Origin of the sequence: Phycicoccus sp. CSK15P-2 (genome assembly GCF_016888005.1) — a bacterium.
In the GTDB taxonomy this organism is placed as follows: Bacteria; Actinomycetota; Actinomycetes; order Actinomycetales; family Dermatophilaceae; genus Phycicoccus.
In genome coordinates this window covers 84,522-96,977 of record NZ_JAFDVE010000010.1, presented here as the reverse complement: position 1 = coordinate 96,977, position 12,456 = coordinate 84,522, and the positions used below count along the sequence as shown (strand labels likewise).

The 12,456-nt window shown below is 73.5% G+C and carries 12 protein-coding genes; 2 read left to right on the top strand and 10 right to left on the bottom strand.

Annotated elements, in window-relative coordinates:
* Positions 1 to 534: 534 nt before the first annotated feature.
* From JQN72_RS06925 to JQN72_RS06885, 9 genes are all read right to left on the bottom strand, one after another.
* Positions 535 to 777 (bottom strand): hypothetical protein, encoded by a 243-nt coding sequence (locus JQN72_RS06925; RefSeq protein WP_204134435.1) that lies wholly within the window; start codon positions 775 to 777, stop codon positions 535 to 537.
* Positions 778 to 1,045: 268 nt separating this feature from the next.
* Entirely contained in the window at positions 1,046 to 1,387 is a 342-nt protein-coding gene (locus tag JQN72_RS06920; RefSeq protein WP_204134434.1) for an antibiotic biosynthesis monooxygenase, read from the bottom strand.
* A complete protein-coding gene (locus JQN72_RS06915) occupies positions 1,387 to 2,928 on the bottom strand; it encodes a UDP-N-acetylglucosamine 1-carboxyvinyltransferase (RefSeq protein ID WP_307812481.1) in 1,542 nt (513 codons plus the stop codon). Before JQN72_RS06915 ends, JQN72_RS06920 begins: the two co-directional genes overlap by 1 nt.
* Positions 2,929 to 3,074: 146 nt before the next feature.
* Positions 3,075 to 5,198 (bottom strand): 3-hydroxyacyl-CoA dehydrogenase NAD-binding domain-containing protein, encoded by a 2,124-nt coding sequence (locus JQN72_RS06910; RefSeq protein ID WP_204134432.1) that lies wholly within the window; start codon positions 5,196 to 5,198, stop codon positions 3,075 to 3,077.
* A gap of 3 nt (positions 5,199 to 5,201) precedes the next feature.
* Positions 5,202 to 6,413, bottom strand: coding sequence for a thiolase family protein (locus JQN72_RS06905; RefSeq protein ID WP_204134431.1), 1,212 nt, complete (start codon positions 6,411 to 6,413; stop codon positions 5,202 to 5,204).
* A gap of 187 nt (positions 6,414 to 6,600) precedes the next feature.
* Entirely contained in the window at positions 6,601 to 6,987 is a 387-nt protein-coding gene (locus JQN72_RS06900; protein WP_204134430.1) for a VOC family protein, read from the bottom strand.
* Positions 6,984 to 7,280 carry a helix-turn-helix domain-containing protein gene (locus JQN72_RS06895; RefSeq protein ID WP_307812480.1) on the bottom strand — a complete coding sequence of 99 codons (297 nt, stop codon included), beginning with the start codon at positions 7,278 to 7,280 and terminating at the stop codon, positions 6,984 to 6,986. Before JQN72_RS06895 ends, JQN72_RS06900 begins: the two co-directional genes overlap by 4 nt.
* Positions 7,281 to 7,453: 173 nt before the next feature.
* Positions 7,454 to 8,704: an HRDC domain-containing protein gene (locus tag JQN72_RS06890; protein WP_204134428.1), complete on the bottom strand. Its 1,251-nt coding sequence runs from the start codon at positions 8,702 to 8,704 to the stop codon at positions 7,454 to 7,456.
* Positions 8,705 to 8,723: 19 nt separating this feature from the next.
* Positions 8,724 to 9,308 (bottom strand): DUF3000 domain-containing protein, encoded by a 585-nt coding sequence (locus tag JQN72_RS06885; protein ID WP_204134427.1) that lies wholly within the window; start codon positions 9,306 to 9,308, stop codon positions 8,724 to 8,726.
* Between the two features lie 91 nt (positions 9,309 to 9,399).
* Here JQN72_RS06885 and JQN72_RS06880 point away from each other — a divergent pair, with 91 nt between their 5' ends.
* On the top strand, positions 9,400 to 10,224 hold the full coding sequence (locus JQN72_RS06880) for a DMT family transporter (RefSeq protein ID WP_204134426.1): 825 nt from the start codon (positions 9,400 to 9,402) through the stop codon (positions 10,222 to 10,224).
* A gap of 41 nt (positions 10,225 to 10,265) precedes the next feature.
* Positions 10,266 to 11,315, top strand: a complete 1,050-nt coding sequence (gene hemE / locus JQN72_RS06875; protein WP_204134425.1) for a uroporphyrinogen decarboxylase — start codon at positions 10,266 to 10,268, stop codon at positions 11,313 to 11,315.
* A 21-nt stretch (positions 11,316 to 11,336) separates the two neighbouring features.
* Here the strand turns inward: hemE and JQN72_RS06870 are convergent, their stop codons facing one another.
* The gene (locus tag JQN72_RS06870; protein WP_204134424.1) at positions 11,337 to 12,323 is read right to left on the bottom strand and encodes a DUF4349 domain-containing protein; all 987 of its coding nucleotides are present in this window, start codon (positions 12,321 to 12,323) and stop codon (positions 11,337 to 11,339) included.
* Between the last annotated feature and the right edge of the window lie 133 nt (positions 12,324 to 12,456).

Here is a 12,456-nt window from a genome sequence, read left to right as displayed (position 1 = left end):
CGGCCGCCCCCCGGCGCCGGGGTGGGGGCCCCGGGTGGGGGGGGGGGGGGGGGGCGCCCCCCCCCCCCCCCCCCCCGGCGCCGGCACCGTTCTCACGAACGGTGCCGGTGGCCACATCGATACGGTCGGCCTCACCCGGAAAAGCCGTCGCGGTCCGTCTACGCGTGTACCTCGGCTGAGAGCTCGGCGACGTCGCATCGGGGAGAGCTCGTGCGAGGACCCGGTCCGGGACGTCCAGATGCTCCGAGATCCGGGCCACCGACCCACAGTCCCTCAGATCCACAGTCCCACCGACCCACCGACCCATGGCCCCACCGACCCACGGCCCCACCGACTCACCGACCCACCGACTCACCCTTCGGAGCACCTGTACATGTGCTCCCGGAGCTGGGCCGGGCCCTGGACTCGGAGCACCCCAGACATGTGCGCCGAGAGCTGGGGCGGTGGCTCGGTATCGGGAGCATCTGGACGTCGTGGGACGGGGTCAGGATGCCGCGCTGGGGCGCTCGGGGCGAGGTATCCAGGACGGACGACTCAGCCGGCAGTGCGCTGCTCGACCCGCGCACCCGAGGCGTCCGCGAGCCCACCGACGAGGACCTCGACGAGCGCGGGGACGTCCGCGGGCGCGACCCGGGTGGTCGCGACGCAGACGTTCTCGCGCCACACGGAGAGGACGACGACATCTGCCTCGGGGTGCCAGGTCACGCGCAGCGCACGGCCCTCGCCGCGGACGTCCGGGACGACCGCGCCGCGCCCCGCGCCGGATGCGCGCTCCATGGACGACAGTGTGCGCCCGCCGTCCGACAGGTGTCCAGGGACGCCCGGACAGGCAATACACCTGGTAGGGGAAGCGGTCGTGCGCGTGGGTAGGGGGCGCGCGCAGCTCTGCCTGTCGGTGCGTCCGGGTGAGAACAGCAGCCGCCGCGAGTCTGCCTGTCGGTGCGTCCGGGTGAGAACAGCAGCCGCCGCAGGTCTCCGTGTCGGTGCGTCCGGGGGAGGCCGGGTCTCCGCCGTCGGCCCCGCCAAGCCAGGTGCGGCAGCGTGCTCAGGCGTCCGGGTCGTGGATGTACGACGACGCGTACGACGTCTGGCCGACGGCGATGGAGTACTCGGCGTAGTAGTCGGCGACACCGTGCCGCTGCGCCTCACGGTGCCGCGGGTGGTCCCGCCAGCCCGCGTGCGACGCGGCGTCGGCGAAGGTCACGACCGTGCACCGTTCGCCGTCGTCGGCGACGAAGGTCTTCGTCTCGACGAACCCCGGCATCGACCGGGCCAGCTCCGCGACGACCGCCAGCTCGTCCCCGTAGGCGTCTTCGTGCTCGGGCCGCAACCGGTTGCGGAACACCGTGACGACCTGGCCGACGAGCGGCCGGTCCGGCGCGGACATCAGATGTCGCGGAAGGTCTCGATGGTCGCGCCGAGGGCGTTGAGCCGCTCCGCGAGGTCCTCGTAGCCGCGGTTGATGACGTAGACGTTGCGCAGCACGGACGTGCCCGGGGCCGCGAGCATCGCCAGGAGCACGACGACACCCGGCCGCAGTGCAGGCGGGCACATGACCTCGGCCGCGCGCCACTTGGGGGTCGGGCCGTTGATCATCACCCGGTGCGGGTCGAGCAGCTGGACCTGGGCGCCGACCTTGGTCAGCTCGGTGAGGTAGATCGCCCGGTTCTCGTAGACCCAGTCGTGGATCATCGTCGTGCCGTCGGCGCAGGCCGCGATGAGGGCGAAGAACGGCAGGTTGTCGATGTTCAGGCCCGGGAAGGGCATCGGGGCGATCTTGTCCTTGGGCGCCTCGAGCGGGCCGGGGTGGATCGTGAGGTCGACGAGCCGGGTGTGGCCGTTCTTCGCGAGGTACTCCTCGGTGGTGTCGAACGTCAGGCCCATCTCCTCGAGGGTCGCGAGCTCGATCTCGAGGAACTCGATCGGCACCCGCTCGACGGTGATCGTCGACTTCGTGACGACCGCGGCGGCGATGAGGCTCATCGCCTCGATCGGGTCCTCCGAGGGGGAGTACTCGATGTCCATGTCGACGTGGCCGACGCCGGTGACCGTGAGCGTCGTCGTCCCGATGCCCTCGATCCGCACGCCGAGGCCGCGGAGGAAGAAGCAGAGGTCCTGGACCATGTAGTTGGGGGAGGCATTGCGGATGACCGTCGTGCCCTCGTAGCGGGCGGCCGCCAGCAGCACGTTCTCGGTGACGGTGTCCCCGCGCTCGGTGAGGACGATGGCCCGCCGGGGGTGGCGCTGCGGGTCGACCTTCGACTCGTAGAAGCCGTGCGTGGCCGTGACGTCGAGGCCGAAGTGCCGCAGGGCGGACAGGTGCGGCTCGACGGTGCGGGTGCCGAGGTCGCAGCCGCCGGCGTAGGGCAGCCGGAACTCGTCGTACTCGTGGAGCAGCGGACCGAGGAACATGATGACCGTGCGGGTGCGGCGGGCGGCCGCGACGTCGATGCCGGCCAGGTCGAGGCGTGCCGGCGGGACGATCTCGAGGTCGTTGCTGTCCGGCAGCCACCGGACCCGGACGCCGATCGAGGTGAGGACCTCGATGATCCGGTTGACCTCCTCGATCCGGGCGAGGTTGCGCAGTGTCGTCCGCCCCTTGTTGAGCAGGCTGGCGCAGAGCAGGGCGACCGCCGCGTTCTTGCTCGTCTTGACCGGGATGGAGCCGGAGAGCTTGCGTCCGCCGACGATCCGCAGGTGCTGCGGGCCGCTGTGACCGAGCGAGACGAACTCGCTGTCGAGCTTCTCGCCGACCCGCGCGAGCATCTCGAGGGAGAGGTTCTGCTTGCCCTGCTCGATGCGCGCGACGGCGCTCTGGCTCGTGCCGAGGAGGTCGGCGAGCTCGCTCTGGGTCAGTCCCTGGTGGCGTCGGGCGTCCCGGATGAGGGTGCCGATGCGGGTCAGGTAGGTGTCGGTGGTCGTCGTCACGTCGCCCATCGTAGATCACATATGAGATACATCGACCCTCCGGTTTCGCGTGTTCTCAGGCGCTCGTTTCACGGGCCGTTGACCTGCGACGACGGCGCGGACCGGTGAGGTCCGCGCCGTCGTGGGAGGGGTTCTCGGGCGTGTCGTCAGGCCGGGACGCTCGCGACGCCGTGCGGCAGGAGGCGCCGGCCGAGGACCCGCTCGCTCACGCCCTCGCGGTCGAGCAGTGGCACGATCCCGCCGTTCCAGAACTGGAAGCCGGCGCCGGTGATCATCGCGAGGTCGATGTCCATCGGCGCCTGAACGACGCCCTCGGAGAGCATGAGGCCGACCTCCTCAGCGATCGCCCCGAGCACCTGGGCCCGGACCTCGTCGGCGGTGAGCTGGACCGGGGACTCGGGCTGCTCGCGCAGCGCCTCGACCTCGGGGTCGGGGACCGGGCGGCCGCGCTCGTCGGTCGCGTAGTAGCCGCGCTTGCCGGCCTCGACGACCCGCTTCAGCGTCGGGGAGACGTGGAAGCGGTCGCCGAACGCGCGGTGCAGCGTCTCGCTGTTGTGCAGCGCGATGGCCGGACCGACGAGCCCGAGCAGGACGTACGGAGGCATCGGGGCGAGCCCGGCGACGCCGCGGTCGGCGACCTCGACCGGTGTGCCGGCGTCGACGATCCGCGAGTACTCGCCCATGAACCGGCCGAGCAGGCGGTTGACGACGAACGACGCCGAGTCCTTGGCGAGGATGCACGTCTTCTTGAGCCGTTTGCCCACCGCGAAGGCCGTCGCCAGGGTGGCGTCGTCGGTCCGCTCGCCGGGGATGACCTCGAGCAGCGGCATGACCGCGACAGGGTTGAAGAAGTGGAACCCGACGACCCGTTCCGGGTGGGCCAGGCCGCTCGCCATCTCGGTGACGGACAGGGACGAGGTGTTCGTCATGAGGACGCACTCGGCGGGGACGACGGCCTCGACCTCGGCGAAGACCTGCTGCTTGACCGACATCTCCTCGAAGACCGCCTCGATGACGAGGTCGGCGTCGGCGAAGCCGTCCTTGCTCGTCGACCCGGTGACCGTGCGCTTGAGGAACGAGGCCTGGTCGGGGGAGACGCGGCGCTTCTCGAGCAGCGCGTCGACCTCGTGGTGGACGTACCCGACGCCCTTGGCCACGCGCTCCTCGTCGAGGTCGGTCATGACGACGGGGACGCCGAGCCGGCGCGCGAAGAGCAGCGCGAGCTGGCTCGCCATCAGCCCGGCGCCGACGATGCCGACCTTCGTGACGGGTCGGGCGAGCTCCTTGTCGGGGGCTCCCGCCGGACGCTTGGCGCGCTTCTGGACGAGGTCGAAGGCGTAGAGCCCGGCGCGGAGCTCGTCGGACATCACGAGGTCGCCGAGCGCCTCGTCCTCGGCCGCGAAGGCCTCCTCCCGGCTCGCGGTGCGGGCCGCGCGGACGAGCTCGACGGCGCGCAGCACTCCGGGGGCCTTGCCCGCGGTCTTGAGCAGCGCGGTCTTTCGCGCGGCGTCGCACGCGGCGTCCCAGGCGACCTCGTCGTCGAGGTCGACCGGGGCCCGCTCCACGGTGACCGCGCCGGTCAGCACGCCGGCGGCCCAGCGCAGCGAGTCCTCGAGGAAGTCGGCGGGCTCGAGGAGGACGTCGCCGATGCCGAGCCCGACGACCTCCTTGGCCGCCAGCATCCGGTTCTGGGAGAGGGGGTTCAGGGTGATGACCTCGAGGGCGTTCGCAGGCCCGACGAGCCGCGGGAGGAGGTAGCAGCCACCCCAGCCGGGCAGCAGCCCGAGGAAGGTCTCGGGCAGCGCGAACGCCGGGACACCGGCCGACACTGTGCGGTAGTCGGCCGCCAGCGCGAGCTCGACGCCGCCACCCATCGCTGCGCCGTTGACGAACGCGAACGTCGGGACGGGGAGGTCGGAGAGGGTCGAGAAGGCGCGGTGGCCGGCGCGGCCGCTCTCGACGGCCTGGTCGCGGGAGGTGACGTACGGGACGCCGGAGAGGTCGGCGCCGACGGCGAAGACGAACGGCTTGCCGGTGACGGCGACGGCCTGGATCTCACCGGCCTCGGCGCGGGCCCGCAGCCCGTCCAAGGCCGTCTGGAGCTCGGCGAGCGACTCGGCGCCGAAGGTGTTCGGCCGGGTGTGGTCCTTGCCGTTGTCGAGCGTCACGAGGGCGAGGACGCCTGCCCCGCCGGGGAGGACGACGTCCTGCACCGGGGCGTGGGTGACGACCTCGGTGGGGATCTGGGGGGCCTGGGTGGTCGTGGTCATGGCTCAGGCGTCCTTCCCGTGCTCGGTGTGGTGCGGGTTCTCCCAGATGACGGCGCCGCCCATCCCGATGCCGATGCACATCGCGGTCAGGCCGTAGCGCACCTCGGGGTGCTCCTCGAAGTGCGCGGCGAGCTGGGTCATGAGACGCACGCCGGACGAGGCGAGCGGGTGCCCGGTGGCGATCGCGCCGCCCCACGGGTTGACCCGTTCGTCGTCGTCGGCGATGCCGAAGTGGTCGAGGAAGGAGAGCACCTGGACCGCGAAGGCCTCGTTGAGCTCGAAGAGGCCGATCTCGTCGATGGTCAGCCCGGCCTTGGCCAGGGCCTTCTCGGTGGCGGGGACCGGGCCGATGCCCATCACCTCGGGCTCGACGCCGACGAAGGCGTACGAGACCATCCGCATCCGGACGGGGAGACCGAGCTCGTCGGCGGCGGCCTCGCTGGCGAGGATGCAGGCGGTGGCTCCGTCGTTGAGCCCGGCGGCGTTGCCCGCGGTGACGTTGCCGTGCGGCCGGAACGGGGTCTTCAGGGTCGAGAGCTCCTCGAGCGTCGTGCCCGGGCGGGGCGGTTCGTCGGCCGTGGCGAGACCCCAGCCCTTCTCGACGTGCCGGGTCGCGACGGGGACCAGGCCGGCCTGGACCTTGCCGGCCTCGTACGCCGCGGCGAGCTTGCGCTGGCTGGCGACGGCGAAGGCGTCGCAGCGCTCCTTGGTCAGCCGCGGGAAGCGGTCGTGCAGGTTCTCGGCCGTCTTGCCCATGACGAGCGCCGACTCGTCGACGATCCGCTCGGCGACGATCCGCGGGTTGGGGTCGACGCCCTCGCCCATCGGGTGGCGCCCCATGTGCTCGACGCCGCCGGCGATGGCGACGTCGATCGCGCCGACGCCGATCGCGGACGACACGTTCGTCACGGCCGTCATCGCCCCGGCGCACATCCGGTCGACGGAGTAGCCCGGCGTGCTCTTCGGCAGGCCCGACAGCAGGGCGGCGAGGCGGCCGAGCGTGAGCCCCTGGTCGCCGATCTGGGTCGTCGCGGCGATGGCGACCTCCTCGATCCGCTCCTTCGGCAGCTCGGGGTGTCGGCGGAGCAGCTCGCGGACGCACTTGATGACGAGGTCGTCGGCGCGGGTCTGGGCGTACATGCCCTTCTCGCCGGCCTTGCCGAACGGGGTGCGGACGCCGTCGACGAAGACGACCTCCTGGAGCTCACGGGGCACGGGGTGGCCTCCCTGGTCGGGGACGGATGGGACCCGGGTCGTCCGGGCGCTTCCCCGATGCTACTAAGCGGACGCTTAGTGAACGAGGCGGGCCGGGCGTGAGTGCCGTCACCCCGGCTGCCGTCCCGGGGGCTCGGCGCCGCGACGGTCTGTGCTCGCCGAACGGCCACCGTCCCCGAGCGGCGCCTCAGGCCGGCGACACGAGCTGGACGAGGTTGCCGCACGTGTCGTCGAAGACGGCCGTGACGACGGGCCCCATCGGGGTCGGCGGCTGGGTGAAGGTGACGCCGAGCCCGGCGAGCCGCTCGTGCTCGGCCGCGACGTCCGCGACGCCGAGGACCGCGACGGGGATGCCGTCGGCCACCATCGCCTCCTGGAAGGCGACGGCGGCGGGGTGCGCGTTCGGCTCGAGCACGAGCTCGACGCCGTCGGGGTCCTCGGGGCTGACGACGGTGAGCCAGCGGTGCTCGCCCATCGGGATGTCATGCCGGGGCTGGAAGCCCAGCACGCGGCTGTAGAACTCGGCGGCCTTCGTCTGGTCGTCGACGAACACGCTGGTCATGGCGATCTTCACGGGTCGGTCCTGTCGTCGTGGCGGACCCAGCGCTCGCGGAGCGGGCGCAGGGGGGTGGTGTCGAGGTCGTGGAGGCGGTAGCGGCCCTCGTGCCGGACCCGGACGAGCCCGGCCGCGGCCAGGACGTCGAGGTGCTGGGAGATGGCCTGGCGGCTCGAGCCGATGCCGGACCCGGCCATCCGGGTGCAGAGCTCGAACAGGGTCTGCCCGTCCCGCTCGACGAGGGCGTCGAGCAGGGTGCGCCGGGTGGGGTCGGCCAGGGCCCGGAACACCTCGTCCGCGCCGTCGTCCACGACCCGCACGTTATGCAAGCACATGCTTGCATGTCAAGCATGGGCCACCCTCCTGACCCGATGGGAGCGACCGACCGCGACCCGGGCGCGTGCGCCTCCGGCGGCGCGCCACGACACCGGGCAGGGCAGTGCAGACCGAGAGCGAGGACGTCTGAGCGCCCGCGAGTGCGGGCTCAGCCCGGATGGGCCGCGAAGGTGGCCACGAGCATCGGCGCGACGATCTCGGCCTGCCACGGGCGCACGCCGTACCCCCGGAGCGCCTCGGTGAAGGTCTCGGCGTCGTGGTCGCCCGGCGGCGTCCAGACCACGCGGCGCAGCGGGTCCGGGGAGCAGACGTTCTCCACGGGGATCGTGTGCTCCTCGGCGAACGCGGTGAGCAGCGCGCGGGTCGCGCCCAGGCGCTCGGCCGCCACCGGGTTCTTGTCGCCCCACACCCGCGGCGGAGGGGGGCCGTCGGACGGGAGCGAGCGCAGCGGGAGCTCGCCCTCGGGGATCTCGTGTGCCCGGCCGACGGCCTCGACCCACTGCCGGCCGTACCGCTGGATGGCGCGGTGGCCGCGCGGCAGGTCCTCCGGCGACCGGGGGGATGCCTTGGCGATCTCGACGAGCGAGGCGTCGGGCAGCACCCGGCCGACCGAGATGTCCCGCTCGCGGGCGATCGCGTCCCGGGCGTACCAGAGCTCGCGGACGATGCCGATGGCTCGGCGCTGCCGCAGCGTGTTGATGCCCGACGTCCGGCGCCAGGGGTCGACCCGTTCCACGGGTGCCCACGAGAGCAGCGCCGCGAACTCCTGCCGGGCCCACTCGTCCTTGTCCTGGGAGGCGAGGTCGACGCCCATGAGGTTGCGCAGCTCGCCGAGGACCTCGACGTCGAGAGCGGCGTACCGGAGCCACGGGTCCGGCAGCGGTCGGGTCGACCAGTCGACGGCCGAGTGCTCCTTCGCGAGGCGTAGCCCGAGGTAGCGCTCGACGACGGCCGCCAGGCCGACCCGCGGCAGGCCGAGGATGCGCGCCGCGAGCTCGGTGTCGAAGAGCTGGCGGGGGCGTAGCCCGACCTCGGCGAGGCACGCGAGGTCCTGGGTGGCGGCGTGGAGGATCCACTCCGCGGCGCCGATCGCGTCGTCCACGGGGGAGAGGTCGGGGACGGCGACGGGGTCGACGAGCCAGGTCCCCGCGCCCTCGCGACGCAGCTGGACGAGGTAGGCCCGCTGGCCGTAGCGGTAGCCGGACGCGCGCTCGGCGTCGATGGCCACCGGTCCCACGCCGGAGGCGACGGCTCGCGCGACCTCGTCGAGGCCTCGCTCGGACTCGACGACCGGCGGGACGCCGTCGGCCGGCTCGTCGAGCGGGACCGGCTCGGGCACGTCGATCTCGCCTTCGCCGTCGGGCTCGTCCGGCGGCGTGCTGTGGGGTGGGACCGTCATCAGGCGCGGTGTCTCCGGGTCAACGGCGCGGGCCGGGCAGCGCCACGACACCCTCGGGCAGCGGCGGCAGGCCGGCGATCGTGCACAGCAGGTCGGACCACGCGAGCAGGTGCTCCCCGACCTCGGGACCGAGGGGGGTCCAGGACGCGCGCAGCTCCATCTCGATGCTCGCCGGCCGGTCGGACAGCCCGCCGAAGCTCTCGGACACGACCCGGGTGACGGTGCCGGCGGCCGCGTCGAAGGGCACACCGCGGGACTCGAGCGCGTCGGTCAGCCAGCTCCAGCCGACCTCGCCGAGCAGCGGCTCGGTGGCGAACTCCGGCTCGAGCTCGGCGCGGGCGAACGTGACCGCGCGCCACTCGCCGCCCCACGGCTCGGGGGAGGAGGGGTCGTGGAGCAGGACGAACCGGCCCGAGGCGAGCTCGTCGTCGGGGTCGCGCGGGTCGATGACGTCGGCGGTCAGGGCGACGGCGTGCGGGGCGATGCGCTGCGGCGCCGGGACCTCGGTGAGCCGGATCTCCGGGCGCAGGCGGGCACGGTGGAGCTCGTCGAGCGCCTGGGAGAACTCCGCCGGTTCCTGACCGGTGAGTGTGCTGCGAGCCACGGAAGCAATCTATGCCGCACGCGTCGAATTGGGGAGCAGGCCACGCCGACCGGCGTGCCACGCGTCCCCGTCCCGCGGATACAGTGCGCGCGTGCTCAGCCTCCTGGCCCTCGGCTCGTCGCTCATCTGGGGCGCCTCGGACTTCCTCGCGGGGATGGCCTCGCGCCGACGTCGGCCGGTGGCCGTCGTCGGCTGGACGCAGGGCCTGGCGCTCGTCGTCCTCACCCTCGTCGTGGCCGTCGTGCACGGTGTCCCGGCCACCGGGCCGTGGACACCCTGGGCGGTCGGTGCGGGCGTCGCCGGGCTCGGCGGCCTCCTCTGCTTCTACACGGCGCTGTCCGCCGGGACGATGGGGGTCATCGCGCCGATCGCCGGGCTCGGCGTGGTCGTGCCGGTGGTCCTCGGGGTCGCGGGTGGGGAGCGCCCGTCCGCCTCGGCCTGGGCCGGTATGGCCGTCGCGGTGCTCGGCGTGACCCTCGCGTCCGGTCCCGAGCTCGCTGCCGGGCTGTCGGTCCGTCCCGTCGCTCTCGCCGTGGGGGCGGCCGTCGGCTTCGGGCTGACGCTCTACCTGCTCGACCGCGGAGCCCGGGACGACACCCTCCTCACCCTCTGGGGGATGCGTGTCACGTCGGTGGCGGTCCTGCTCGTCGTCGCGTTGCTCGCGCGCAGCGCCGGAGGAGTGGGGGTCCGCGAGCTCCCGGGCCTGCTCGTCATCGGCTGCGGGGACCTCGGCGCGAACGCGCTCTTCGCGGTCGCGTCCTCGCGCGGCCAGGTGAGCGTGGCGTCCGTCCTCGGCTCGCTCTACCCGGTCGTCACGGCGGTGCTGGCCCGGGTGGTCCTCGACGAGCGGCTCCGCCGCGTCCAGCAGGTGGGTGTCGGGCTCGCGGTGGGCGGCGCGGTGCTCATCGCGGCCTGACCGAGACGGTTCCGGCCCGCCAGGGGTGGGAGGATCGCGGGGTGACGACCTCGCAGACCCCGGCCGCCGTCGACTCCCCGCTCGTCCGGGCCGCCCGGGGCCTCGACGTCCCGTTCACCCCGGTCTGGTTCATGCGCCAGGCCGGTCGCTCGCTCCCGGAGTACCGGGCGATCCGGGAGGGTACCGGGATGCTCGAGGCGTGCCGTCGGCCCGAGCTCGTCACCGAGATCACCCTCCAGCCGGTGCGCAGGCACGGTGTGGACGCCGCGATCTTCTTCTCCGACATCGTCGTGCCACTCGCGGCCGTGGGCGTCGACCTCGACATCGTCCCCGGCGTCGGGCCGGTGGTCGAGCGGCCCGTGCGCACCCGGGCCGACGTCGAGCGGATCCGCGACCTCGTGCCGGACGACGTGCCCGACATCGACGAGTCGGTGCGAACCCTCGTCGCCGAGCTCGGGCCCACGCCCCTCGTCGGCTTCGCCGGGGCACCCTTCACGCTCGCGTCCTACCTCGTCGAGGGCGGGCCGTCGCGCAACCACGAGCACACCAAGGCGCTCATGCACGGCGACCCCGCGCTCTGGCACGACCTGTGCGCCCGGCTCGCCCGCATCTCCGGGGCGTTCCTGCGCGTGCAGGTGGAGGCCGGGGCGTCGGCGGTCCAGCTCTTCGACTCCTGGGCCGGGGTGCTGAGCCGCGCCGACTACAGCCACTACGTGCAGGAGCACTCCACCGAGGCGCTCGCCGCGGTCGCCGACCTCGAGGTCCCCCGTATCCACTTCGGCGTCGGCACCGGTGAGCTGCTCACCCTCATGGGACTGGCCGGGGCCGATGTCGTGGGGGTCGACTACCGGGTCTCGCTCACCGACGCCCTCGAGCGCACCGGCGGGCGGTGGCCCCTCCAGGGCAACCTCGACCCGGCGATGCTCTTCGCGCCCTGGAAGGCGCTGGAGCAGCGGGTGCACGAGATCGTCGAGGAGGGGCGCAGCGCGCCGGGGCACATCTTCAACCTCGGCCACGGCGTGCTCCCGGAGACCGACCCGGACGTCGTCACCCGCGTCGTCGAGCTCGTCCACGAGCTCTCGGCTCGCTGAGCCGGTCCGGGAGCCCGGCGGTCAGGCGCTCGGCGCCGCGGGCGGCGGGGTGGCGGTGGCCGGGGTGCGGCGGCGGCGCAGCCACACGACGAGCGGGAGGACGACGAGCGCTCCCGCGACGGCGAACGGCAGCAGTGCGCCGAGCAGGGTGAGCAGCAGCCGCACCGAGGTCGTGAACGCGTCCCACCCCGCGGCGAGCCCGGCGAGGAAGCCGGTGGGGTCCTCCTCGGGCCGCTCGGCGCCCGGCGTGCTGAGGTTCACCGTGACGGGGGAGAGCGCGACCCGGTCCTCGAGCCCGGCGAGCTGCTGTTGGAGGGCCTCGAGGTCGGCCTGACGCCGGGAGAGCTCGGCCTCGAGGGCGACGACGTCGGACAGCTCGGTCGCGTCGGCCATGAGCGCGCGCACCCGGTCGACGCTCGCCTGCATCGACTTCACCCGAGAGGTGGTGTCGACGAGCTGGGCCGTGACGTCGTCGGTCGAGGTGGTGCGGGACAGCACGGTGCCGACCTTCGCGACCTCGTCCAGGGTGGCGTCGAGACCGTCCGTCGGGACGGCGATGGTGACCGTGCCGTACCCGGAGGGACGCGGGGACGTCGTGCCGTCCTCGGCGGGGGCGTCTGGCTCGACGGCCATCTCCTCGGCGACGACGATCCCCTCCTTGCCGGCGGCGACGACCCGCAGCCGGTCCGCGGCGGCGGCGATGTCGGCGACCTCGAGGGACACGGCCGCCCGGCGGGCGAGCTTGCGGTCCGCGACGGCCGCGGCGACGTCGGTGGTCGCGGCGCCCTGTGTTCGCTGTACGGGCGCCGAGGGGTCGGCGGCATCGCTCTCGGCGAGCTCCTGCTCGCTCACGGCGCCGACGTCGGAGGCGCTGCTGTCCGCGGCGCCACCCGCGCCCTGGTCGCCCGCCCCGCTGCACGCGGTGAGCGCGGCCAGGGCCAGGAGGGCGGATGCCGCGACGCCGGCGAGGCGTGTCGTGGGTCGGGTCGGTCGGGCGGTGGAGGGCACGGTGACTCCTTCGTCGGCGGGCGCTGTCGTCCGGTGGGGCGCTGTCGGCCGGGCGGTGGTTCCGGGCCGCCGGTCTCGATCAGGTCACGATGCGGGCACTGTGTGGTCGCGCCCACCGGCAGGGTCGCCCGGC